We start from the raw sequence: 23,798 nt of genomic DNA on the forward strand, positions 1-23,798 counted from the left end.
TGCCTGCCTGTCGTCTACGGCTTCTCCGTACCCACCATCCACATCGAGAAGAACTGGCTGCCGCCGCCGTAGGCGTGCCCGAGTGCCTTCCTGGCACCGTCGATCTGATGCTCCCCGGCGGTGCCGCGCACCTGCATCGCAGCCTCCGCGAAGCGGATCATGCCGGAGGCGCCGATGGGATTGGACGAGAGAACGCCTCCCGACGGATTGATCGGCATGTCGCCGTCGATGGCCGTGGCGCCTTCCAGCGTCATCTTCCAGCCTTCGTTCTCGCCAGCGAAGCCGAGGTTCTCCATCCACATCGGCTCGTACCAGGAGAACGGCACGTAGACCTCGGCCACGTCGATGTCCTTGCGCGGATTGGTGACGCCGGCCTGCCGGTAGACCTCGGCCGCGCACTCGCGGCCGGCGCGCGGATTCATCTGATTGCGGCCCGGAAACATCGTCGGCTCGCTTCGCATCGCCGTCCCCAGCACCCACGCCGGCTTTCCCGCCGAGCGGCGCGCGCCCTCCTCGCTCGTCAGCACCATCGCACAGGCGCCGTCCGAGGACGGACAGCAATCCAGGTAGTGGAGCGGATCCCAGAGCAGCGGCGAGTTGGCCACGGTCTCCAGATCGATGTCGGGAAGATGCAGGTGTGCGTACGGGTTCTTGAGCGCGTTCTTCCTGTCCTTGACGGCCACGTGCATGCCCACGTCGGCCGGCGCCTTGGACCGGTCGATGTAGGCGCGAATGATCGGGGCGAAGTAGCCGCCGGCGCCCGCCACCAGCGGCGGCTGGAACGGGATCTTCGGCGTGATCGCCCACGTCGCCTCGCTCTCCGACTGCTTCTCGAAAGCGACCGTCAGCACGCGCTCATACATTCCCGACTGCACCAGATGCGCAGCGACGATGGCGGTGGTGCCGCCGACGCTGCCGGCCGTGTGCACGCGGATCATCGGCTTGCCCACGGCGCCCAGCGCCTCGGCCAGGAATAGCTCGGGCATCATCACGCCTTCGAACATGTCGGGCGCCTTTCCGATGACCAGCGCATCGATGTCGCCCCAGGCCGTGCCCGCGTCCTCGAGCGCGCGCAGCGCAGCCTCGCGCACGAGGCCGGTCATGGAGACGTCGCCGCGCTTGGCGGCATGCTTGGTCTGACCGATTCCGACGACGGCACAAAGGCGAGACATCACTCTCCCTCCAGGACGCAGACGAGGTTCTGCTGCAGGCACGGGCCCGAGGTCGCATGCGCGAGCGTGCGCCGCGCCTCGCCGCGATGAATCCAGGCCGCGGCCTCGCCGATTCGGATGAGGCCGGCGGCCATCATCGGATTGCCGGCCAGGACTCCGCCCGACGGGTTGATGCGGGTGTTGCCGTCCAGGCCGAGCTCGCGGCGCAGCAGGATCTCCTGATGCGTGAACGGCGCGTACAGCTCGGCGACTTCGATCGCTCCCTTGCCGGTGCCGGCGTTCTCTCCGGCGATGCGCGTCGAAGGCGACTGCGTCAGATCGCGGCTGCCGAGGTTCTGCGAATCGATGCGATGATCGATGCCGCGAATCCACGCCGGCCGCTTGCACAGCTTGCGCGCCAGATCGCCGACCGCGAGCACGACCGCGGAGGCGCCGTCGGAGATGGGCGCGCAGTCGTGCTTGCGCAGCGGCGAGGAGATGTAGGGCTGTCCGAGCAGCGCGCGCGGGTCGGAGTCGCCCTTGACCTGCGCGTACGGATTGCCGATCGCATCGCGCCGGCTGCGCGCGGCCACCTCGGCCATCTGCGCCTCGGTGCAGATGCCTGCATCGATCATCGCGCGTGCCTGCAGCGCGGCCATGGAGATGGAATCGCAGCCGAGCGGCGCGACCACATAGGGATCGGTCTGGAGGTTCATGACGTCGGGCAGGTCGCCCACGGACGACTTGCCGAACCCGTACACCAGCGCCGAGTCCACGTCGCCGTGCTGCAGCCGCACGAACGCCTCTGCCAGCGCCCACGCCCCATCCATCTCGACGTGCGATTCCTGGATGGGCGGCCAGGCGCCGACCCCGTCGAGCGCGGTGACGAACGAGAAGGGAATGCCGCCCATGTAGTCGCAGCTTCCCGAGACCGTGAAGCCGATCTCGGCGCGCGGAATGCCTGCGCGCTCGACGGCCTCGGCCACCACCGGCATGAGAATTTCAACCTCGTTGCGCAGCACGTCGCGCCGCACCGACGGTGCCTGTGCGAAGGAGATGACGGCGACCTCGCGCATCACAGGTGCTCCTTGTAGCTCTCGTACGGCATGTCCGGCTCGCCGGTGGGCTTGAAGTACTTGATGCTCTCGAGCGACGGCTTGCGCTCGGCCGGGTCGCACCACACCGCCTCCACGCGCATCCCCATGCGCACCTGTTCGACGGGCACTTCGGCGATCATGCTGAAGAAGGGAAGATCGGCGCCGTCGAGCACGATCGACGCGCAGACGTAGGGAATCTCGACGGCCTGCCCGTAGAACGGCAGATTGACGATGCAGAACGTCGTCACCGTTCCGCGATTGGACAGCTCGACCTCCTCCTCGGTCGGCACTGCGCACGTCGCGCACGATCCGCGCGGCGGCATGTAGACCTTGCGACATTTCGGACAGCGCTGACCGAGCAGGCGGCCCTCCATGATGCCCTTGAGGAAGCGCGCCGTGGCCTGCCCCGGAGTGATGTAATAATCGAGACTGATGGGCGTCGTGATGCCCTTGAGCGGCTGGATGTCGCTGGCGTCGCTCATGGTCAGCCCTCCACCGGCACGAAGCATTCGATGTCGTTGATCGACCCGCTGCGGCTGTCGCGCCAGCGTGCCTTGACGCGCATGCCGGCCTTCATCCGAGCGGGATCGCCGGCATCGACGGCGTGCAGCATGGCGGTGTCGGCGCCGTCGAGCCTGATCAGCGCCCATGCGAAGGCGTGCCTGAGCGGATGCTTGGCGCGCGGCTCGGGCACCCATGCCCAGGTGGTCACCGCGCCGGTGTCGGAGACTTCGGCGATCTCGGTCAGATCGGCACCCGTCTCCGGATCGAACTCGGAGGGTGGCACGAGAACCTTGCCGGAGGGCGTGCGGGTGCCGAGCACCCTTCCCTCTTTCAGCCCGGCCAGGAACGTGCCGATCACCTGGCCGACCGAGCGCGTGTACGGGTACTCGAGCGTATGGACCGCCCAGAGCACCCCTTCGTAGTGCTTCGCCTTGTCTTGCGTCATGGTCCTCTCGTCGGCTCCGGAGCGTCGCCGCGTGCTGCACGCCGGCTCGCACCGAAGGCCGTCCACGAAAAGCTGGGGCCGCGAAAATTGAAACGCGTTCTAGCACGGGCCGGCGCGCGGTTTCAAAGCGCCGCTCGCGCTGTGGACGCCACGCCGGTGGTTGCCGACGCAGCCTGCGCGCGGGGCCACGGCACTGGTGCCAGGCGCGGCCGGCTCGTCGCGACGGCGGGTCTGCGACGCGCTGCGCAGCGGCTCTTTTGCGCCCAAACCGGGTTTGCTTTCCGGTAGGCCGGCCGTTAACACGGCGCGGTTTTGTAGCCCTTCGCCGCGGGCAGCTCGTGAGCCAGTGAAAGGATTGGGAGCGTGACCTCGCACCTCGAAGAGAAGCTCCACAACGACATCGCCCGCATTCGCGACAAGGTCCGCGAGATGGCCGATCTCGCGCTGCGGGGGCTCGAAGACTCCATCCGTGCCCTGACCACGGCCGATACCAAGCTGGCCTACGCCGCCATCCTGCGGGACTCGCGCGTCGACGATCTCGAAAGCCTCATCGACGGGATGTGCGTGGAGTTCATCGTCCGCCACATCCCTGTGGCGACCCACCTCCGCTTCGTCCATTCCGTGGCCAAGATCGTCTCGGAGCTGGAGCGGGTCGGCGACTACGCCGAAAGCATCAATCGCCAGGCGATCCTGCTTGCCCGCAGCGAAAAAGAGCGCGACTTCGGCAAGTTCGAGCAGCTTGCGCACGTAGCGGTCGACATGATGCGCCAGGCCGTGCGGTCGTTCCTCGACGAGGATCTGGAGCTGGCCCGCCGCACCATCGATCTGGAGGGCAGGGCCAACGCCATTCATCAGGACATCTACAAGGAGCTGGAGTCGGAGATCCCGGTCAGCTCCGAGGAGCTGTCCCGACTGTTCTCGCTGCTGTCGGTGGCCAACCGCTACGAGCGCGTCGCGGACCAGGCCGTCAACATCTGCGAAGAAGTTTTTTACATACTTACCGGCGAAATCGTAAAGCATCGATCGAAGGCCGATGCGAGCATTCTGTTCGTGTCTTCGGGCGCTTCGGCGATGGCGCCGATCGTCGAGGGCATGGCGGCCATGGTCGCCGGCAACCAGTTCGCGTTCGCCTCGGCCACCACCGGCCCGGGCCTGCCCTCACCTCGCCTGCTCGAGTTCATGGCCATCCGCGGGATCAACGTGGCCGGGCAGGCCTCGCCCGTGCTGGACGAGATGGGCGACCTCAGCCGCTTCCGCGTCGTCGTGGCCATCGACCGCGAGGCGGCGCGCGCGCTCTCGACGCGAACCTTCGGCTTTCGCACCGTGATCGTGGAATGGGACATCGAGGACCCGACGCTGACCGGGACCGGCGAGGAGACGCCGGCTCAGGCGATGACGCGCACGTTCGACGACCTGCTCGAGCGCATCACCCAGCTCATCCAGAGCCTGCACGGGACCGTCGCCAGCCTCGGCGCGCCCAGCTAGGAGGGAGACCATGACCAGGAGGAGACAGCAGACGGCGCCGCGCAGCGCCAGCGCCACATCCCTGGCCGGCGCGACCACGACCATCGCGGCACGCGCCGCCGGCGTTCCCACGGCCGTCGCGGCCGTGGCGTGCGCGCTGCTGTGGTCGTGCGCGGGCGGCGATTCCTCGCGCACGCTGATCCAGAACAAGGGCTCGGACACGCTGGTGAACGTGGCGCAGGCATGGGCCGAGAATTACCGGCGGGTCAGGCCCAGCGTGGCCATCGCCGTCAGCGGCGGCGGCAGCGGCACCGGCATTGCGGCACTGATCAACGGCACCGTCGACATCGCCAACTCTAGCCGCGACATCCACACCGACGAACGCGAGAAGATCAAGGCGCAGACCGGCAAGGACGTGGTCGAGCACAAGGTGGCGCGCGACGCCATCGTCGTCTACGTGCACAAGGACAATCCGATCCAGAAGATCACGCTGGCCAATCTCGCCTGCATCTACGGCGAGAAGGGCACCTGCGACACGTGGACGTCGGTGGGCGTGGATGTGCCGGGCTGCGCCGACCAGAAGATCATCCGCGTCAGCCGTCAGTCCAATTCGGGCACCTACGAGTACTTCCGCGAGGCCGTGCTCGGCACGGAGAGCGACTTCAAGCTGGGCTCGCGTGACATGCAGGGCAGCAAGGACGTGGTCGACCTCGTTTCCAAGACGCCGTGCGCGATCGGCTACAGCGGCATCGGCTATGCCACGCCCGAAGTTCGCACGGTCTGCCTGGCCAAGGACGATGCGGCCCCGTGCGTGCCTCCCACCATCGAAAGCGCCAAGTCCGGCGAGTACCCGCTGTCGCGATGGCTGTACATGTTCACGGCCGGCGAGCCTGCAGGAGAGACGAAGGCCTATCTTGACTGGATCCATTCTCCCGAAGGTCAGAAGATCGTCGCCGACAGCGGCTTCATTCCCTCGAGCTGACGCGAGCGAAACCGTGCCCGAGCTTACCGAGCACGCACCGATAGCGGCCCGCCCCGGCCGCAGCCTGGCCGCCCTGGCCGCCGAGCGCGTCCTGGAATTGCTGGTCCGCATCTGCGGCTACAGCGCGACGTTCTTCGTCTTCTCGATCTTCCTGTTCGTGCTCCTGTCGGGCTCCGACTTCATCCTGAACCGCCTGAATCCGGGCGAGTTCCTCTTGAGCACCGAGTGGGTCCCGACCTCGGTGACGAACAAGCGCTACGGGACGCTGGCGCTGACCCTCGGTACGCTGAGCGTCACGTCGCTGGCAATGCTGATCGCGGTCCCCTTCGGCCTCGGCGCGGCCGTCTACGTCTCCGAGTTCACCACCGGCCGCACCAAGGAGATCCTCAAGGTCATCATCGAGCTGCTCGCGGCAATCCCGTCGGTCGTATGGGGCTTCATCGGACTGGTGATCATGAACCCGCTGATCATCGACTGGTTCGGGGCGCCCATCGGGCTCAACGTTCTCAACGGCGGCGTGCTGCTCGGGCTGATGAGCGTGCCCATCATCGTCTCCATCGGCGAGGACGCGCTCAAGGCCGTGCCCGACTCCTATCGCGAAGCGTCGCTGGCGATGGGTGCCACTCGCTGGCAGACGGTCGTGCACGTGCTGTTTCCGGCCGCGCGCAGCGGCCTGCTGGCTGCGGTCCTGCTGGGCGTCGGTCGCGCCATCGGCGAGACGATCGCCGTGCTGATGGCCACCGGGCACTCGGTGCAGATCCCGCACAGCGTGCTCGACTCGGTGCGCACGCTGACCGCCACCATCGCCTCCGAGCTCGGAGAGACCGCGCGCGGCAGCGACCACTACCAGGCGCTGTTCGCCATTGGCGTGCTGCTCTTCACGCTGACGTTCATCGTGAACCTGTCGGCCGACCTGATCGTGCGCGGCGCACGGGGGCAGCGCTGATGGACGAGGCCGTCCAGCTGCCGTTCGCACCCACCGATGCCACGCGCAGGAGCCGCCGGCGCGAGGCGATTGCACGCGTGTTCCTCGGCGCCATGACCGCCATGCTGGTGGTGCCTCTGCTCGCCATCCTCGGCCTGCTGGTCGCCGAAGGCCTTCCGGCGCTGACGTGGGAGTTCCTGCTCACCTCGCCGGCGGCCGGCATGACAGCCGGCGGGATCTTTCCCGCCATCGTCGGGACGCTGTGGCTGGTGGGCGTGTCGCTGGCGGTGGCCGCGCCCATCGGCGTGATGGCGGCGATCTACCTCAACGAGTACGCCACCGACAACTGGGGAACGCGCATCATCAACCTGGCCATCGTCAACCTGGCCGGCGTTCCCAGCATCGTGCACGCGCTGTTCGGCGTGGGCGCGTTCGTGCTGTTCCTCGGCCTCGGCACCAGCATTCTGGCGGCGTCGCTGACGCTTGCCGTCATGACGCTGCCGGTGATCATCGCCAGCACCAAGGAAGCGCTGGCCGCGGTCCCCCTGTCCTTCCGGCAGGCGTGCTGGGTGCTGGGCGCTTCGCGCTGGCAGACGATCCGCCACGTCGTTCTGCCCAACTCGATCCAGGGCATCCTGACCGGCGTCATCCTGCAGGTTTCGCGCGCGGCCGGCGAAACCGCGCCGATCATGTTCACGGGCGCCGCTTTCTACCTGCCCTTCCTGCCGCAGTCGGTGCAGGACCAGTGCATGGCGCTGTCGATGCATCTGTTCACGCTTTCCACGCAGGTGCCGGGCGTGCCCGAGGCGATGCCGTACGCGACCGCGCTGGTCCTGCTGGCGCTGGTGATGACGGTGAACCTGACCTCGATCCTGGTGCGCAGCTACCTTCGCGCGCGGAGAAAGTGGTGAGCGCCAAGATCGAGATTCGCGGCCTGACGGTGCGCTACCGCGGCAAGGTCGCGCTGCAGGACGTGTCGCTGACGGCCGAGGAGAACGAGATCCTGGCCATCATCGGCCCTGCCGGCGCCGGCAAGACGACGCTGCTCAACTGCATCAACCGCATGTCCGACATGATTCCGGGGATGGAGGTCGAAGGCACGATCCTCATCGATGGCATCGACGTGCGCAGCATGCGCGATGCCGCGGCGCTGCGCCGGCGCATCGGCGTCGTCTTCCCGCTGCCGGTGGGCCTTCCGATGTCGATCTACGACAACGTGGCGTTCGCGCCGCGCATGGCCGGCATCCGCGACAGGAAGAGGCTCGACGACCTGGTGGAGCGATGCCTTCGCCAGGCGGCGCTCTTCGAGGAGGTCAAGGACAGGCTCGACGACCTCGGCACCCGCCTTTCGGGCGGGCAGCAGCAGCGACTGACCATTGCGAGGGCGCTCTCGCTCGAGCCCGAGATCCTCTGCCTCGATGAGTTCTCGATCGCCGTCGATCCGGTGACCACGATGAAGATCGAGGAGGTCATCAAGCAGCTCAAGAAGGACATGACGGTGCTGCTGGTGACCAACCTGGTGCTGCAGGCGCGCCGCCTGGGTGACCGCACTGCGCTCTTCCTGGACAGCCGCCTGGTCGAGGTCGGACCGACCGAGACCATCTTCTCGCGCAATACCGCCGATGCGCGTACCTTCCAGTACGTGCAGGGGCTCTTCGGATGATCAAGGACGTCGCCGGTGCCGGCCAGCCCGTCATCGTCACACGCGGTCTTCGGTTGAGCTACGGCAGCGTCGAAGCGCTGCGCGGCATCGACCTGGACGTCACGCGCGGCCGCATCACCGCGCTGATCGGCCCCTCCGGGTGCGGCAAGTCGACGCTGCTGCGCTGCTTCAACCGCATCAACGAGCGCTACGACAACGTGACCACCAGCGGCGAGGTCGTGATCTCGGGCCGCAACATCTACGACGACGAGGTCGATCTCATCGAGCTGCGCAAGCAGGTGGGCATGGTGTTCCAGCGCCCCAACCCGATGCCGATCTCGGTGCGGGACAACGTCCTGTACGGTTACCGCCTGCATTCGCCGCGGCGTGACCGCGGCGCCAGGCTCGAGCAGGAACAGCTCGAGAGCGCCCTGCGTGCCGTGCGTCTGTGGGACGACCTCAAGGACCGGCTCGACGAGAAGGCGACGCGCCTGCAGCTCGAGCAGCAGCAGAAGCTGTGCATCGCCCGCCTGCTGCCCCTGAAGCCGTCCATCATCCTGATGGACGAGCCCTGTTCGGCGCTCGATCCCAACGCCACCGCCGCGGTCGAGGACCTCATGCGGGCGCTGGCCGGCGCCTTCACGATCGTGGTGGTGACGCACAACATGGCGCAGGCGCGCCGGGTCAGCGACGAGTGCGTCTTCATGCTGCTCGGCGAGATCATCGAGCATCGGCGCACCGAAGACCTCTTCATCGCGCCGCACGACAAACGCACCGCCGACTATATCGAAGGGCGCTTCGGCTGAGGCCGTACCAGGCGGCCGTACTGCCGCGTAACATTGGATCCGGCCGTCGCACCCTCGGTACGGCGGCGCACCAGACACGTCACGAGGAAGGCGACATGGATCAGGCCCTGCGCACCCGCCTCGACAAGCTGGCCGCCGACTGCGCCGCCACTCTTGGCAGCCGCCTGCGCGGCGTGATCGTGTACGGCGACGCGGTCTGGGCCGCGGCAGCGCCGACGACCGTGGCGCTGCTCGTGGACGCAGTCACGATGACGCTCGTGCGCGACGTGACGGCGGTGGCCGCACGCTGGCGCCGCGCGTTTCCGCCGCCGCTCGTGCTCGACGACGAGTATCTCGCCACCTCGTGTGACGTCTTTCCGCTCGAGCTTCTGGCCTTGCGCGACACGCATGAGGTGGTTGCGGGTGATGCCAGCCGCCTCGAGGGGCTCGTGCTCGACCTCGAGCACCTGCGCCTGGAGGTCGAAGAGCAGCTCAAAGGAAAGATCCTCCACCTCCGGCAGGCGTTCATCGAGGCAAGAGGGCGCACGCGGCTGCTGACGCAGCTGCTTCAGGACAGCTCCACCGGCTTCGAGACCGTCATGCGCGGCCTGCTCTATCTCGACGGACGCGAGCATCCGCGCAAGCCCGACGAGGTGCTGCGCGCGGTGCAGGAAGCCACCGGCGTGTCGCTGCCGGCATTCGAGCGCATCCAGAGCGCGCGCATGCACGGAGGCCTGCGTGCCGCCGAAGCTGATGGCCTGTTCGAGCGCTACCACGACGAGCTGGTCGAGCTGGCGCGCGCCGCCGACCGCGTCACGCGAGGCTGAGGTGGCACCGAGCCCTGCGGAGATATTTCGCGTGCCGGCGGCACCGGCGCATGCGGCAGGAGACGCCGGCGCGTGGCGCCATCGTCTCGCGCGCGCTGGCGCATGCCTGGCGGTGTCCATTCTCGTGGCACTGGCGGCAGCGCCGGCGCACGCCGCGCGCGTCACCGGCCCTGGCGCATCCGCGGAGGCACCCTCCTCGGGCACGCCGGCCATTCCGGCGCTCTCCGGTCCGGTCGTCGACGAAGCCGACGTAATGGAGGCACAGGAGGAAGCTGCGCTGGAGCGGCTGGCGATCGACGTCAAGGAGCGTACCGGCGCCGAGATCGCGGTGCTGACCGTGGCCACGACGGCGCCGCTCGACGACTTCAGCTACGGCATGAAAGTCGTGGAAGCCTGGAGGCTCGGCAGCAAGGAACGCGACGACGGCCTTCTGCTGCTGATCGCGGTCAACGACCGCCGTGCACGCTTCTTTACCGGCTACGGCCTGGAGGGCGTCCTGCCCGACGGCCGCACCGGCGCGATCCTGGACGCGGCAGTGGTGCCGCGCTTCCGAAGCGGCGACTTCGGCGGCGGCGTGATCGCCGGCATGCGCGAGGTCTCCCGCATCCTGCTGAGCGAGTACGACCACGGCACGGTCAAGCGGGCGCAGCGTGCACGCGGCCGGCAGACCGGCTTGCTCGGCCTGCTGCCCCTGCTGTTCCTCATCGGCATGATCATGCTTACCACCAGAGGACGGCGCCGCCGCTACCATCCGATCTTCTGGGGCGGCGGCTTTGGCGGACCCATGGGCGGCGGCTTCGGCGGCGGCTTTGGTGGAGGCGGAGGTTTCGGCGGATTCGGCGGCGGCGGTGGCGGCTTCGGAGGCGGAGGCGCGGGCCGCGGTTGGTAAAGGCGCAGACACAAGGAGAGCGACGATGATGAACCGACGAAGACTGCTCGCGCTGGCGGCGGCAACCCTGGCCTCGATGCTCACCCTGCCCGGCTGCGGCTACAACACGCTCGTCAAGCAGAACGAGGCCGTCGACGCCGCCTGGAGCGAGGTGCAGAACCAGCTCCAGCGCCGCAACGATCTGATCCCGAACCTGGTCAACACCGTCAAGGGCTTTGCGCAGCAGGAGAAGGACGTGCTGATCAAGGTCACCGAGGCGCGCAGCCGCGTGGCCGGGGCCGGCACGCCCCAGGAAGCGATGCAGGCATCGAACGAGCTCAGCGGCGCGCTCTCGCGCCTGCTGGTGGTGGTCGAGCAATATCCGCAGCTCAAGAGCGACCAGAACTTCCTGCGCCTGCAGGATGAGCTGGCCGGCACCGAGAACCGCCTGTCGGTGGCGCGCATGCGCTACAACGAGCAGGTGCAGGGCTACAACGCGCAGGTGAAGAGCTTCCCAACCAACCTCATGGCCAAGATGTTCGGCTTCGACGCACGTCCGTATTTCGAGGCGCCCGAGTCGGCGCGCGCGGTGCCGGAAGTGAAGTTCTGACGGCGGCGACCGGCTGCACGCGCGGGGCGCCATGACCGGGCCCAGCCCGCTGCCGTGTCACCAGCGCACCGACGAGAACGTCGTGATGGAATCCTGGCCTGTCTTCGTCGCCTGTGCGCCGGGACTCGAGCCGTTGCTCAACGCCGAGATCACCAGCATCGGCGGGGATGCCACGGCCTCGAGCATCGTCGAGGGCGGCGTGGAGCTGCACGCGGACGCGGCGACGCTTTATCGCCTGCACCTCGAGCTCGGGCTCGCGCTCAAGATCCTCGTGCGCATCGGCACCTTCCGCGCCACCGGTTTTGGCGAGCTCGAGCGCCGGGCGGCGGCGCTGCCGTGGGAGCGCTGGCTGACCCCGCCGGTTTCGGTGTTGGTGCGTGCGACGTGCCGCCACTCCCGGCTGTGGCACAGCGATGCCGTGGCGGAGCGCGTTCAGGGCGTGATTGCCGAATGGGCCGTCGCTTCGGCAGCGACGCCGTGCAGGCGCGGGCGCCGCGCGCGCAGGCGTGGCGGCGCTGAATCCGATGCGCCGGCAGGGACGACCGGCGTAGCCATGGCCAATGCGCTCGAAGTCCAGGTCCGCCTCATGGATGACGTCTGCACGATCTCGCTCGACACCGCCGGCGAACTGCTCTCGCGCCGCGGCTACCGCGAGGCGGGAGCCAAGGCGCCGCTGCGCGAGGACCTGGCGCGGGCCCTGGTGATCGCGTCCGGCTGGGACATGCGCAGTCCGCTCGTCGATCCCTTCGCCGGCTCCGGAACCATCGCCATCGAGGCCGACTGGCTCGCGCGACGCGTGCCACCCGGGCACCTTCGCCGCTTCGCGCTCTTCGAGATGCCGGCTTTCGATCCGCGACTATGGAGCGAGCTGCGCGACGCCGCCCTGCAGCGCTCGACAATCGAGGGACCGCCGATCTTCGCGAGCGATCGCGATGCAGGCGCAGTAAAAGCCGCACGCGCCAATGCCGAGCGTGCGACATGCAACAATGTTCACGTCGATGAGGCGGCGCTGATGTCGGCGCCCGCGCTGGCGGCGCCGCCCGCCGAGCGCGGCGCCATCGTCACCAATCCGCCCTGGGGCCGCCGCGTGCGCGGCCGCGACCCGCTGGCCAACCTGTACGCGGCCTTCGGCAATGCCGCACGAAAGCTGCCGGGCAGCTGGCGCGTGGCGATGGCGGTGGCTTCGCCGCAGCTGGCGCGCATGACGGGGCTCGATCTGCAGCCTGCCGTGATGACCGACAGCGGCGGCGTCAAGGTCTACTTCGCCGTCGGCGCTGCGCACGCATTGCCGCCGCGCCGCCGGCGGCCAGCTAGGCGCCCTTCTCGACCTCGGCAAGGTACTCGCTGACCGAGCGCGCGACCGCACAGACGGTGTCACCGTCCTCGCGCTCGGCTGCGCGCTCGAGCTCGGCGCCGAGCGCGGAGAGCCTGGCGAAGCCGTAACCGCCGCCGGTGCCCTTGAGCTGATGGCCGATGCGTCGAACGTCCTGCATGCGGCCGGTGGACGCGAGCTGCGGCACCTGCTCGACCTCCTCGCCCACCTCCTGCAGATAGCGATTCACCAGCGACTGAAGACCGGCCTCGCGCGCTGCGGACCAGTTGCCGCCATTGCCGTTGCCGGTGCGTGCGCCGCTGTCCGCGTCCGCAGCGACCTGAGGATCATTGTCCGACACCGGCGCCGGCCGGCGCGACAAGGGCCGTGCGCTCTCCAGAACATCGCGAGCCTGCTCGAGCGCGCGTGCGAGCGAGATCGCGGCTTCGGGCACCGACAGCGACAGGTCGACGTACGGCCGCGCTTCGCCGGATAGCGCGACCGACTCGGGACCGCGGCCGATGAGAACCACCGGGACCACGCGCTCACGAGCCTGCCGCAGCAGATCCTCGAGCACCGATACCTCGGCTGCCGACGAGCGGCCGGCCGCGATCAGGAGCGCGGCAACGGTGTCGGAGTGGATCGCGGCGCCGGCATCTTCCGTGCGCCGCGACGACAGCAGCCGATGCGTTCCCATCTGCTCGACCGCCGCGGCCAGGCGATCGACCACCGGCGTCGCCTCGTCGAGCAGGAACAAGGCCGGACGCGGGTCGCACCAGCGCTCGACCACTTCGAGCAGCGCGCGACGGCCCTGGATCGGCTTGGTGACGTAGTCGTTCATGCCGGCGGCCAGGCAGCGGTCGCGAAAGCCGGCCACGGCATGCGCCGTCAGCGCGACGATGGGAACCGGAGTGCGGGCAAAGCGCGCCTCGAAGTCGCGGATCGCCGCAGCCGCTTCGAAGCCGTCGAGCTCGGGCATCTGAAGATCGAGGAACGCGAGGTCGTACAGTCCGGCGCGGATCGCGTCGACCGCCGCTCGTCCGTCGCCGACAACCTCGACGATGTGGCCTGCGCTCTCGAGGATGCGGGCGGCCAGGAGTCGATTGAAGCGATTGTCCTCGGCAACCAGGATGCGCCGCGCCGGGGCCACGGCACCGTCGCGCGTGTCCTTGCGGACGCCGGGGCGCGCGATCGTCACGTTGGTCAGCGATGCCAGCAGATCGGCCAGCAGCGACAGGCGCACCGGTTTGCTCAGCTTTCCCGCAAGCCGGATCTCGCCGCGGCTGACGTCGCCCGCAACCGACGCGGCTCCCACCAGCACCACCGGCGGCGGGTTGGCACAGCGCGCCGACAGCACGCGCAGCAGAGCCACGCCATCCAGCTCGGGCATGGCCGTGTCGGCGAACACCGCCATCCAGTGCTCGGGCGCCTCGGCGATGCGCGCCAGCGCGCGGTACGCGTCGGGCTCGGTCTCGACGCTGAAGCCGAGGCGTTCGATCATCGCGGCCAGCGCACCGGTGGCCACCGCGCTGTCGTCGACGACGAGCACGCGCGCGCCTTCGGGCGCGAACGGCTCGTAGCGGCTGGGCGCGCCGACCACGGAGGCGAACTCGACATCGATGCGGAACGTCGTTCCTTCTCCGGGCGTGCTCTCGAGACTGATCCTGCCGCCCATCAGCTCGATGAGGGAACGGGTGATGGAAAGGCCCAGGCCGGTGCCGGGCTCGGGCTCGGCCTGGCGCGGATCGATGTAGCGCACGAAGCGCTCGAACACGTGCGCCTGGCGCTCCAGCGGAATGCCGGGTCCGGAGTCGCTGACGCGGAAGCGCACGTGCGTGCGCAGCCCTTCGGCATCGCCGCGCTCGGCGCCGAGATAGACGTGTCCCCTGGAAGTGAACTTGATGGCGTTGCCCACAAGGTTGGTCAGGATCTGACGGACGGCTCGGCGGTCGCCGGTGACCTGCGCCGGCAGCATCGGATCGATCCACAGCACCAGCTCCAGGCCCTTGCGCGAGGCCTGATCACGCAGCGCCAGGGCAACGCTCTCGACGACCTCGCACAGATCGAACGGCGCATGCTCGAGCTCCAGGCGCCCTTCGTCGATCTTGGCGAAGTCGAGCACGTCGCTGAGCAGCTCCGAGAGCGAGCGCGCGTTGACGCTGATGGCTTCGACGTACTCGCGCTGTGCCTCGTTCAGCGCCGTCTCGGCCAGCAGCTCGCTCATGCCGACCAGCGCGTTGAGCGGAGTGCGCAGCTCGTGGCTGACGGTGGCCAGGAACCGGCCCTTCTCCTGATTGGCCAGCTCGGCGCGCTCCATCGCCGCCCGCAGCTCGTCGGCAACCTTGTGGCGCTCGCTGATGTCGCGCACGTACACCGTCATCAGCTGCTGGCCGCCTTCGCGCACCTGGCTGACGCTGAGCTCGACGGGGAACGTGGTGCCGCCGGACCGGATCGCATCCAGCTCGATGCGACAGCCCTGCGTCGATGCCTTGGCGGACTTCAGACAGTTCTCCACTCCGAGCTTGTACGTCTCGCGCTCGGCCGCCGGAACGATCGTCTCGGTAAGGGAGCGCCCGATCACGTGCTCGCGCAGATAGCCGAAGAGGCGGCATGCGGCCGGATTGAACTCGAGAATCCGATCCTTCTCGTCGACGATGATGACGCCGTCGAGGGCCGTATCGACCACGCCGCGCAGCCGCGCCAGGCTGCGGCGCAGGCTCTCCTCGGCCTGCCGGCGGCGCCGCTCGATGTCCGCCCGGTCCACCAGCGCGGCACACGTGGTCAGCACCGGCGCCAGCAGCGTGCGCAGCGAGGCCAGCGAGATCTCCTCTTCGATTCCCGCCAGCAGCAGCACGCCGGCCTCGCCCGACTTGCCGTGGAACGAGCCGACCACGGCGATGCCGGGCGGGAGATTGCCCGCCATGTACGAGAACGCCTCCGGCAGCCCTTCGCGCTCGTCGAGCACGACCAGGCCGCCGCGCCGCTCGATGTCGCCGACGTCGCCGAGCGCGGCGCTGGAGTAGAGCCCGGCGCGGCACTGCTCGCGGTAGAATTCGCGCACGTCCTGCGGCCACGACGAGGACGCCAGCGCGTGCAAAGTCGCCGTCGCGCCCGGCTCGCCATTGGTGGGCACGCTCGAGAGGCTGGCGTAGCGCCCGCCCACCGCCGTCAGCACCGGCTGCAGCAGCGCGTCCCAGTCGCAGCGGTCGGCGCCGAGCATGACGAAGTCGGTCTGCGCGCGCCGGATGGCATCGAGGACGATGCGCAGCCGCTCGAGCTCGCGCTGGTTGGCGCGCTCGCCGGCAAGCGCATCGGCGAGCTCCTCTTCGCGCGCCTCGCGAAGGATCTGCTCGCGCGCGCCGCGGTGGCGCTGCATCTCGCGAACCCGTGCGATGACGACGCTGAGCAGGAAGGCCGTCCCCATCGCGAAGCGATAGGTCGTCCATGTCTCGCCCGCCTGATCCCACGACAGCGCCAGCCACGTCAGCACCGCGGCCCCGCCGAGCGCGATGGCCAGGCGAATCGAAGGCACGAGGCCGCCGCACGCGAAGAGGAACAGGATGAACAGGATCGACTGCTCGGGGACGCGCACCAGGAAGAAGTGCGCGGTGATGTTGACGAGCACGCTCAGCGCGACGAGCGTAGCGGTGACGTAGGGGCGCTGGCGCCCGATGCCGCCTTCGCGCGAGACGTGCGCCAGCCACAGGTTGATCAGGGACGCGGCCGCCGCCAGCGGCAGCATGACTCGCGCGATGGCAGGCTCGAGCAGAAGCCAGTGCGCGACCGCGTAAAGCGCGTACAGAACCGACAGGCCCAGGCACAGAAGCGGCAGCGACTCGGCTACTTCGCGATCGCGCCGGCTGCGCACCTCGCGCTCGAGCTCGGCCGCGTCGAGCGTCCTCATCGTCCTCGCGACTCTCGCGTCAGCCCCAGGCGATCCATCCGGCGATACAATGTGGCGCGGCCGATCCCCAGCCTCTTGGCCGCCACCTGCACGTTCCACTGCGTCACTTCGAGGGCGCGGCAGATCAGTCGCTTTTCGACCTGCTCGAGCGGTTCGATCACGCCGGCGCCGTTGCTGCCGTCGTGCTCCGCCGTCGCGCCCGCTGCGGCGCCCGCCTGCTGCGGCGGAGGAGACAGCCAGGTCGCCGGCTCGACGCCTTCGAGCAGCTCGTCGTCGAGCGCACCCAGGCACAGCGTGTCCGATTCTTCGAGGATGACCGCGCGCTCGACCACGTTGGCGAGCTGGCGGACGTTGCCCGGCCATGAGTACGCCTCGAGAACGCGCATGGCCTCATCGGAGACCTTGGTGATCGGACGGTTGTGGCGCGCCGCGAAGCGCTCGACGAATGCGGCCACGAGCACCCGCACGTCACCCTCGCGCTCGCGCAGCGGAGGCAGCCGGCACGGAAACACCGCCAGGCGGTAGTAGAGGTCCTCGCGGAATCGGCCCGCCTGCGCGTCGGCACGCAGGTCGCGATTGGTGGCGGCGATGACGCGCACGTCGACATGGATCTCGCGCGTCCCCCCGACTCGCTGGATCGTGCGCTCCTGGAGGGCGCGCAGCAGGCGCACCTGCAGGTCCACTCGCAGCTCGCCGACCTCGTCGAGGAAGAGCGTGCCGCGATCGGCGCGCTCGAACACGCCCACGCGCTCGGCCACTGCGCCAGTGAACGCGCCGCGCTCGTGTCCGAACAGCTCGCTCTCGATCAGGCTCTCCGGAATGGCGCCGCAGTTCACCGTCACGAATGGGCCGGCGCATCGGGCGCTCTCGGCATGGATTGCGCGCGCCGCAACCTCCTTGCCGGTGCCGCTCTCGCCTTCCAGTAGAACCGTCACCTCGCTGCTGGCCGCCTTGGCCAGGAGACGCTTGGCGGCAACCAGCGCCGGCGACTCGCCGATCATCGTCCCGAAACCGTGACGGCGGCGGAACTCCTGGGAAACCGACGCAAGTCGGCTCTCCAGAACGCCGCGCTCGCACGCATTCCGGACTGCCGTGATCAGGCGCTGGGGATCGATCGCCTTGGGGACATAGTCGATCGCGCCGGCGCTCATGCACTCGACGACGCTCTGAACGCCTTCGTCGGCAGTGGCGATGATGACCGGCAGCGATGGGTGCTCGGCGCGGATGCGCCGCAACGCCTCTTTGCCCGACATGTCGGGCAGGCCGAGGTCGAGGACGACCGCCGAGGCACGGTTGCCGCGCAGCCACTCCAGGGCTGCGGCGCCGCGATCGGCGAAGGTCACTTCGAACCCTTCGCCGAACAGCATGTGCTGGACCAGGCGGGCGAATTTTAGATCGTCCTCCACCACGAGCACGACGGGCTTCACTCTATTCTCCTCGCTAGCGCGGATCCGGCTTTGGTACCGCATCAGGGTGCAGTACGGATCGCTGCGCGATCTTAGAACCAAGCCTAGCCGCGAGTCTGTAGCAAATGTGTTTCATATCGGGACACGCTCGGCGCCGCTTCTCTCCATGAGGCGTTGCATTACGGGAAGCAGCAAGCGCCTCCATCGAGCAAAGATGACTGGTGTTGCAGGGTTGCCGGCCGTGCCGGTCTTGGCCCACGCCTTGCTGTCGTTCCAGGCAGTCCGACAACGCCGGTGCGGGGAGCACCGGGCGGACGGCGGCGGAGCAGAGTTGGGAGCGCGGTTCGCGGGGGCGAAGCAGCGCAGGCCGCAAAACCGGTCAGGGCAATCTGGGGAGATTGCCGCGCCGGCGGGAGCGGGTTCACGGGGAGGAATGACGGTCGGTCACGGGGTGGACTGGGCCGACGGTCAGACGGGGGACAACCCCGCGCTTTGGCTCGCAGCGTGTAGGCGACCCAAAGCGCGGGGTTTCTTTTTTTCAGCTCCCGGATCGAGCGGAGCCCGCCAGGCTGGCGACCACCGCCACCAGCTCGCCCGGCTCCACGGGCTTCGGCACGAACATGTTGAACCCGGCCGACAGCGCCCGGCGCCGGTCCTCGACGCGCGCATAAGCGGTCAGCGCCACCGCCGGGATCTGCTTGCCTGCCCTCGCCTCGCGCGCGCGCAGCCGCGCGATGAAGCTGAAGCCATCCTCGCCGGGCATGGCCAGGTCCGCGATCAGCACCGCCGGGTTGAACCACTGCAGCACCTCGAAGGCTTCGGCCGCCGAAGATGCCGTCCGCACCGTCGCCCCGTTCTCCTTGAGCATCGCATACAGGACGTTGAGCGTGTCGCGGTCGTTGTCGATCACCAGCAGGCGCATGCCCTCGAGCGCCGTGACCGTATCGCTGACCGGAGGCGCGGGCGCGCGTGATGCCGCACGCCTCTGCACGCCCGCTTCGGGAGCCGGAGCCAGGGGAAGGCGGACGGTGAAAGTGGCGCCGCGGCCACGACCCAGGCTTTCGGCGACCACCGCCCCGCCGTGCAGTTCCACCATGTGGCGGACGATGGCCAGGCCCAGCCCGAGCCCGCCGTGGCGGCGTGCGCTGCTGCCGTCGGCCTGCCGGAAACGATCGAACAGGAACGGCGCGAAGTCGGCATCGAAGCCCTCGCCGCTGTCGCTGACGCGCACGCAGACGTGCGACCCGGCACGCTCCATTCGCAGATCGATCGTCCCGCCGGCAGGTGTGAACTTGATCGCGTTCGACAGCAGGTTCCAGATCACCTGCTGCAGCCGGTTGGCATCCCCGAGCACGCGCTGCTGCGTCCTCTCCACGGCGACGGTGACGGAGAGGCCCTTGGACTCGGCCGCAAGCTGAACCGAGGCGACGGCCGCCTCGACCACCGCACTCATGTCGACCGGCTGGATGTTCAGCCGCAGCTTGCCCGTGATGATACGGGAAACGTCGAGGATGTCTTCGACGAGCTGTGCCTGCGTGGTGGCAGCCCGCTCGATGGTCTCGATCGCTCGCGCGCTGGTGGCTTCATCGAGACCGTCGTGCCTGAGCATGTGCGCCCAGCCGATGATCGCGGTCAGCGGCGTGCGCAGCTCGTGACTGACGGTTGCGAGGAACTCGTCCTTGAGGCGGCTGGCGCGCTCGGCCTCCTCGCGCGCACGCTGCTCGCGCAGCAGGAGCTGCGTGCGATCCTCGAGCTCGCGCCGGTCCTGCTCGTGCAGCCGGGCGTTCTCGATGGCGTCGGCCGTCATGCGGGCGTAGAGGTCCATCAGCCGCATCTCGCGCTGGGTGACGCGCCGCGGACTGCGGAAATGAACGGTCAGAACGCCGAGGATCTGGCCGGCGCGATTGATCAGGGGCGTGCAGTGGCACGCTCGAAAGCCCGCCATCCGCGCAGCATCGCGGTAGCCGTCGAAGATGGCATCCATGTCCACGTCTTCGACCACGACCCGGCGCCGTTCGGCGTAGCTGGTGCCGCAGGCGCCGCCGCGGCAAGGCACCCATGCGATACGGCGCAGGAAGTCCTCCTCGAAGCCGGCATGCGCCCGCACCAGCAGGCCGTCGCCCGTCGCGCCCGCAGCCGAGACGGCCGCACACCCCGCGTCCGCCGTCGTCGTGGCGGCGCACAGCGAGATCAGCCCCATGTCGGTGCCGTGCACGTCGAGCGCCGCGCGCAGCACGCCCTGCAGGACGGTCGTCAGATCGTCGCGGCCGCTCAGGCTCAGGCTGATTTCGTGCAGCCGGCGCATGTCTTCGACCTGCTGCTGAAGGTCACGCTGGACCGCGCGCAGGGCGTGCTCGACCTCACGGCGTTCGCGAACCTCCTTTTCCAGGAGCGTCGCCTTGTGCTGCCATTCGACCACGGCGCGCATGCGCTCGTCCTGGTTGCCGAGCCGCGCCAGGCTCTCGGAGGGCAGCACGTGCGAGTGCCGCGAGCAGATGCCGGCGATGTCGCCGGTGGCGTCGGCGCGGCCGAGCGCATCGAACCCGTAGGCACAGAAGAGCGTGAACGAATGCGTCTGCTGCAGCTCGGACCAGAGCCCCTCCAGCCGCAACGCCTCTTCGCGGCGGCCCGCGCTCCAGAGGAGCGCGACCATTTCTCCAAACACTCGCACCCGCTCGCCGGCGCGTTCCAGCAGCGCGCCGACGATGTCGGTGAAACGCGTCGCGTCGATTCTTCCGCGCACCTGCAGCGACTCCAGCGTCTGCGAGGCATCGAGGATGACGAGCTCGCCGGCGGCCGCGGCCGCATCCGGATCGATGCCCTGCCGGCGCAGCAGGTCCTGAAGTGCCCGAGCGCGGTGCGCTGTGGCAACGACGATGCAGGTGGCTCCCTCGCCCAGACCGACAGCCACGTAGCTTGCCAGCGAGCGGTCGAGAAACGGCTCCTGCTCGTAGAACTGGACGTAATGATCCGACGGCCGGACCCCCTCCCAGGCGTAGCCCGCGTCGGCGGTCTCCATCGCGAACGTGGGCATGCTCGAGACGGACTGCATGCTGCTCGATGGCGAAATCACGTAGCCTCCGTGCGGCTGCGGACCACGATGGCGGAGAGTGGAGCGGCTGGTGCCATCCGTTTCCGTCGACAGGACGAAACCGGGTGTGTGCGCGGCGCGTGACGGATATTAGCCGCCTTGGGCGACCCCAAGAAGATGGTCTGCGTCGACTGCGCGTCCGACAGCAAAAAAAATTCAGCCTGCCGGGCAGTCAAGCTCGGTAAGAAGGCCGACCGCTGCGCGCAGGACCGCCAGGGCATCGGATGCCAGCACGTGACCATTCGAGTCGACGTCGCATACCGTCGCCGCACACGAGCGCTGCCCGACCGCCGCTGCCAGCGTGAACAGCGCGTCACTGCCGACCGGGACGGCTCCCGGTGAATTGGTGGGCTTACCGCAGGGCACGCGTGTGCAGTTGCCTCTACAGGGGTCGCCGAAGTGAAAGTCGTTGTCGCCGTCGTCGCAGTCCTCGCCGTCGTCGAGCACGGCGTTGCCACACTGCGGCGAGGCCGATGTGGTCGTGGTCGGATCGGCCGGCGTGAAAACAGCAGTGTAAGTGGTGGAGCCCGGCGGGACCTGGATAAGGTGCTCGAGACCGCCGCCATCCGACCAGTGGTCGAAGACGTAATCGGTTCCCAGCAGCGTCTGCTCGGGCTCGACCGCCAGCTCGCGCGTCAGCCCCACGACGCCGTCGAACTCGGCGCCGCTCGCATAGGGGCGACCGTCGACGACGACCTCGAGCCCGGCCGGCTGCGTCTGCACGGTGAAGGTGGCGACTTCGGGAAGGACGTCTTCGTAGACGGTGGTGGTGCGGCCGCCCGAGTCGGTCACGCGCAGGTTGACGCGATACCAGACGTCGGTGGCGGTCTCGCCGAGCGTGGCGACGCTGAAGCTGCCGCCCGCCACGCCGGGCGTCGGCGGCAGATACGGATGGAAATGCGAGTTGTGGTGGAAGTCCACTCGCCACGAAAACGAGGAGGGCGGCATTGGCCCGTCTTCCGGGTCGGTTGCGGCTCCCGAGAACTCGATCAGATCGCCGCCGTGGTAGAGCTCACGCGGCCTGGTCAGCACGATCGACGGCACGGGCAGCTGGTTCGTCGTCGCCGTCAGCACCGCCGGCGCCGAAACGGTTTCACCGAAGCCGTTGTGCACGACGACGCGGAACTCGTCCTGGTCGTCTTCGGCGGTGACCGCGTCCAGCGTGTAGCTCGCACCGACGGCGCCATCGATCGCCATGCCGTTGCGCCGCCATTGATATCCGTCGGCCCCGATGCTCTCGACCGCGAACGTCACCGGATCGCCGATCAGCACCGTCTGCGACTCCGGCTGCACCGCGATCTGCGGCGCCAGCGAGCCTGTGTAGAAGATGCGATAGATCGCGCCGGGATCATCCTGGCGAACGCCGCCGGCCGGCCGCACCAGAACGAAGAGGCTGCCGTCGGGCCCGACGTCCAGATCGGTGGGGTTGCCGGCCAGCATGCGCACGAAGTCCGACGGCTGATGCGTGCCGGTGTCCAGCCATCGGATCCAGCGGCCGCAGAAGTCGGCGAAAAAGTAACCGCCTTCGTAGGCTTGCGGGAACTGCGCTGCCGCCGGCGAATAGAAGACGCCGGCGGTGATGGCGCATCCTCCCACCGGATGTCCGCCGTGCTCGTAGGCGTAGATGGGATCGATGAACGCCGGGTTCTCCGATGGCCCCTCGGCCTGCGGCCACCCGTAGTTCCCGCCGGGCGTTCCCTCGTCGATCTCCTCCCAGTCCACCGCGCCCACGTCGTTGATGAACAGGCGGCCACTGGCCGGATCGAATGCCATCGTGAAGGGATTGCGAAGCCCGTAGGCCCAGATTGCGCGATTGACGCCGGTGGCGGTGGCGTAGAACGGATTGTCGGTGGGAATCGAGCCGTCCGGATTGATGCGCAGGATCTTGCCGAACGGCACCGTCAGCTTCTGTGCATTGGTGTTCAGGCTGTGATCGCCCACGCCCAGATAGAGCTTGCCGTCGGGGCCGAAGTGCATGGCGCCACCGAAGTGGTAGCGAGCATTGACGCCATAGGGGGGAAGCTCGAACAAAAGTGTCTCGGAGCCGGGCTTTGCCTGATCGCCTTCGGCGGTGAAGCGTACGATGCGATAGGCGCGCGGGCCGGGAGACGCGAAGTAGACGTAGACGTACCCGTTGCTGGCAAAGGCCGGATCCAGCGCGATGCCGAGCAGCCCGCGCTCATAGATGTTGTCGACCGTCAGCTGGACGAACGGCTCGTCCAGCAGCGCGGCGTTCTTGACGATGCGGACGCGGCCATCCTGCTCGGCGACGAAGAGCCGACCGTCGGGCGCCAGCGCCATGGCCGTGGGGCTGACCAGATCGTCGACGACCGCAGTCTCCACGAACCCGAGCGGCAGAATCGTGGCCCCGGCCTGGGACGCCGCAGCCGCCAGCGCAAGCGACGCCGCAGCCGCCATCCACAGCCTTTTGCCGAGAGCCCTCATGCTGTCTCCTTGACGCGCCACCGCCTGGCAGCAGCGCCGTCCTTCATGCCCGGAAAGCGCCGGCAAGAAAACAGGCATTCTTGCGCCGGCCCTGCTCGATCCGCTGCCGCTCAGGCTCCATCATCGTCCATCAACGGCCTGGACATCCGCGGCGCCAACCGCTTCGAGCTCATGACAACCCCACAAACATCACCCTGACCGTCGTCCCGGACGGACGCATAAAAAAATCCCCTTTCCGACAACGATCGGAAAGGGGACTTTTTCAGCAACCACGCAGGACGAGCGAAGCGACGTCCGTCACCTTCGGACCGCGCGCAACGGGTCAGCGGCAAGGCGCGCG

The 23,798-nt window shown here is 68.5% G+C and carries 18 protein-coding genes; 10 read left to right on the forward strand and 8 right to left on the reverse strand.

The features are described 5' to 3' along the window. Positions 1–14 precede the first annotated feature (14 nt). Genes VEC57_01650 through VEC57_01665 form a run of 4 tightly spaced genes read right to left on the reverse strand, consistent with a single transcriptional unit; the run spans position 15 to position 3,197 of the window. A complete protein-coding gene (locus tag VEC57_01650; protein ID HYB97814.1) occupies positions 15–1,172 on the reverse strand; it encodes a thiolase domain-containing protein in 1,158 nt (385 codons plus the stop codon). Continuing rightward, entirely contained in the window at positions 1,172–2,227 is a 1,056-nt protein-coding gene (locus VEC57_01655) for a thiolase domain-containing protein (GenBank protein HYB97815.1), read from the reverse strand. Before VEC57_01655 ends, VEC57_01650 begins: the two co-directional genes overlap by 1 nt. Next, complete coding sequence (locus tag VEC57_01660; protein HYB97816.1) at positions 2,227–2,730, reverse strand: Zn-ribbon domain-containing OB-fold protein; 504 nt, start codon at positions 2,728–2,730, stop codon at positions 2,227–2,229. The genes VEC57_01655 and VEC57_01660 overlap by 1 nt, the downstream gene beginning before the upstream one ends. Before the next feature lie 2 nt (positions 2,731–2,732). Further along, positions 2,733–3,197: an OB-fold domain-containing protein gene (locus VEC57_01665; protein ID HYB97817.1), complete on the reverse strand. Its 465-nt coding sequence runs from the start codon at positions 3,195–3,197 to the stop codon at positions 2,733–2,735. Positions 3,198–3,560: 363 nt separating this feature from the next. Between VEC57_01665 and phoU the strand changes: the two genes are divergently transcribed. The 10 genes from phoU (at position 3,561) to VEC57_01715 (ending at position 12,648) form a co-directional block, all read left to right on the forward strand. Then, entirely contained in the window at positions 3,561–4,682 is a 1,122-nt protein-coding gene (gene phoU / locus VEC57_01670; GenBank protein HYB97818.1) for a phosphate signaling complex protein PhoU, read from the forward strand. Between the two features lie 10 nt (positions 4,683–4,692). Continuing rightward, a complete protein-coding gene (locus tag VEC57_01675; GenBank protein HYB97819.1) occupies positions 4,693–5,643 on the forward strand; it encodes a phosphate ABC transporter substrate-binding protein in 951 nt (316 codons plus the stop codon). Between the two features lie 13 nt (positions 5,644–5,656). Further along, the gene (gene pstC, locus VEC57_01680; protein HYB97820.1) at positions 5,657–6,589 is read left to right on the forward strand and encodes a phosphate ABC transporter permease subunit PstC; all 933 of its coding nucleotides are present in this window, start codon (positions 5,657–5,659) and stop codon (positions 6,587–6,589) included. Continuing rightward, on the forward strand, positions 6,589–7,479 hold the full coding sequence (gene pstA / locus VEC57_01685; protein ID HYB97821.1) for a phosphate ABC transporter permease PstA: 891 nt from the start codon (positions 6,589–6,591) through the stop codon (positions 7,477–7,479). Before pstC ends, pstA begins: the two co-directional genes overlap by 1 nt. Continuing rightward, on the forward strand, positions 7,476–8,231 hold the full coding sequence (locus VEC57_01690; GenBank protein ID HYB97822.1) for a phosphate ABC transporter ATP-binding protein: 756 nt from the start codon (positions 7,476–7,478) through the stop codon (positions 8,229–8,231). The genes pstA and VEC57_01690 overlap by 4 nt, the downstream gene beginning before the upstream one ends. Continuing rightward, the gene (locus VEC57_01695; GenBank protein HYB97823.1) at positions 8,228–9,016 is read left to right on the forward strand and encodes a phosphate ABC transporter ATP-binding protein; all 789 of its coding nucleotides are present in this window, start codon (positions 8,228–8,230) and stop codon (positions 9,014–9,016) included. The genes VEC57_01690 and VEC57_01695 overlap by 4 nt, the downstream gene beginning before the upstream one ends. A 95-nt stretch (positions 9,017–9,111) precedes the next feature. Then, positions 9,112–9,822, forward strand: coding sequence for a hypothetical protein (locus VEC57_01700; protein ID HYB97824.1), 711 nt, complete (start codon positions 9,112–9,114; stop codon positions 9,820–9,822). Positions 9,823–9,934: 112 nt separating this feature from the next. Further along, positions 9,935–10,711 (forward strand): TPM domain-containing protein, encoded by a 777-nt coding sequence (locus VEC57_01705; GenBank protein HYB97825.1) that lies wholly within the window; start codon positions 9,935–9,937, stop codon positions 10,709–10,711. Between the two features lie 25 nt (positions 10,712–10,736). After that, the gene (locus VEC57_01710) at positions 10,737–11,300 is read left to right on the forward strand and encodes a LemA family protein (protein HYB97826.1); all 564 of its coding nucleotides are present in this window, start codon (positions 10,737–10,739) and stop codon (positions 11,298–11,300) included. 31 nt (positions 11,301–11,331) lie between these two features. Further along, positions 11,332–12,648 (forward strand): hypothetical protein, encoded by a 1,317-nt coding sequence (locus VEC57_01715; protein ID HYB97827.1) that lies wholly within the window; start codon positions 11,332–11,334, stop codon positions 12,646–12,648. Here the strand turns inward: VEC57_01715 and VEC57_01720 are convergent. The 4 genes from VEC57_01720 to VEC57_01735 form a co-directional block, all read right to left on the reverse strand. After that, entirely contained in the window at positions 12,611–16,516 is a 3,906-nt protein-coding gene (locus VEC57_01720; GenBank protein HYB97828.1) for a response regulator, read from the reverse strand. The genes VEC57_01715 and VEC57_01720 overlap by 38 nt on opposite strands. Beyond that, entirely contained in the window at positions 16,513–17,943 is a 1,431-nt protein-coding gene (locus tag VEC57_01725; protein HYB97829.1) for a sigma-54 dependent transcriptional regulator, read from the reverse strand. The genes VEC57_01720 and VEC57_01725 overlap by 4 nt, the downstream gene beginning before the upstream one ends. Positions 17,944–18,460: 517 nt before the next feature. Continuing rightward, a complete protein-coding gene (locus VEC57_01730; GenBank protein ID HYB97830.1) occupies positions 18,461–20,995 on the reverse strand; it encodes an ATP-binding protein in 2,535 nt (844 codons plus the stop codon). Between the two features lie 174 nt (positions 20,996–21,169). After that, positions 21,170–23,458: a PQQ-dependent sugar dehydrogenase gene (locus VEC57_01735; protein ID HYB97831.1), complete on the reverse strand. Its 2,289-nt coding sequence runs from the start codon at positions 23,456–23,458 to the stop codon at positions 21,170–21,172. Between the last annotated feature and the right edge of the window lie 340 nt (positions 23,459–23,798).

The organism is Candidatus Limnocylindrales bacterium, assembly GCA_035626395.1.
Taxonomy (GTDB): domain Bacteria; phylum Desulfobacterota; class Binatia; order UBA1149; family CAITLU01; genus DASPNH01.

Excerpts from the sequence above, each read along its gene's own strand:
- VEC57_01650 (HYB97814.1), bottom strand. The coding sequence starts at position 1,172 with ATGTCTCGCCTTTGTGCCGTCGTCGGAATCGGTCAGACCAAGCATGCC.
- VEC57_01655 (HYB97815.1), bottom strand. The coding sequence starts at position 2,227 with ATGCGCGAGGTCGCCGTCATCTCCTTCGCACAGGCACCGTCGGTGCGG.
- VEC57_01660 (HYB97816.1), bottom strand. The coding sequence starts at position 2,730 with ATGAGCGACGCCAGCGACATCCAGCCGCTCAAGGGCATCACGACGCCC.
- VEC57_01665 (HYB97817.1), bottom strand. The coding sequence starts at position 3,197 with ATGACGCAAGACAAGGCGAAGCACTACGAAGGGGTGCTCTGGGCGGTC.
- VEC57_01675 (HYB97819.1), top strand. The coding sequence starts at position 4,693 with ATGACCAGGAGGAGACAGCAGACGGCGCCGCGCAGCGCCAGCGCCACA.
- pstA (HYB97821.1), top strand. The coding sequence starts at position 6,589 with ATGGACGAGGCCGTCCAGCTGCCGTTCGCACCCACCGATGCCACGCGC.
- VEC57_01695 (HYB97823.1), top strand. The coding sequence starts at position 8,228 with ATGATCAAGGACGTCGCCGGTGCCGGCCAGCCCGTCATCGTCACACGC.
- VEC57_01700 (HYB97824.1), top strand. The coding sequence starts at position 9,112 with ATGGATCAGGCCCTGCGCACCCGCCTCGACAAGCTGGCCGCCGACTGC.
- VEC57_01710 (HYB97826.1), top strand. The coding sequence starts at position 10,737 with ATGATGAACCGACGAAGACTGCTCGCGCTGGCGGCGGCAACCCTGGCC.
- VEC57_01715 (HYB97827.1), top strand. The coding sequence starts at position 11,332 with ATGACCGGGCCCAGCCCGCTGCCGTGTCACCAGCGCACCGACGAGAAC.
- VEC57_01720 (HYB97828.1), bottom strand. The coding sequence starts at position 16,516 with ATGAGGACGCTCGACGCGGCCGAGCTCGAGCGCGAGGTGCGCAGCCGG.
- VEC57_01735 (HYB97831.1), bottom strand. The coding sequence starts at position 23,458 with ATGAGGGCTCTCGGCAAAAGGCTGTGGATGGCGGCTGCGGCGTCGCTT.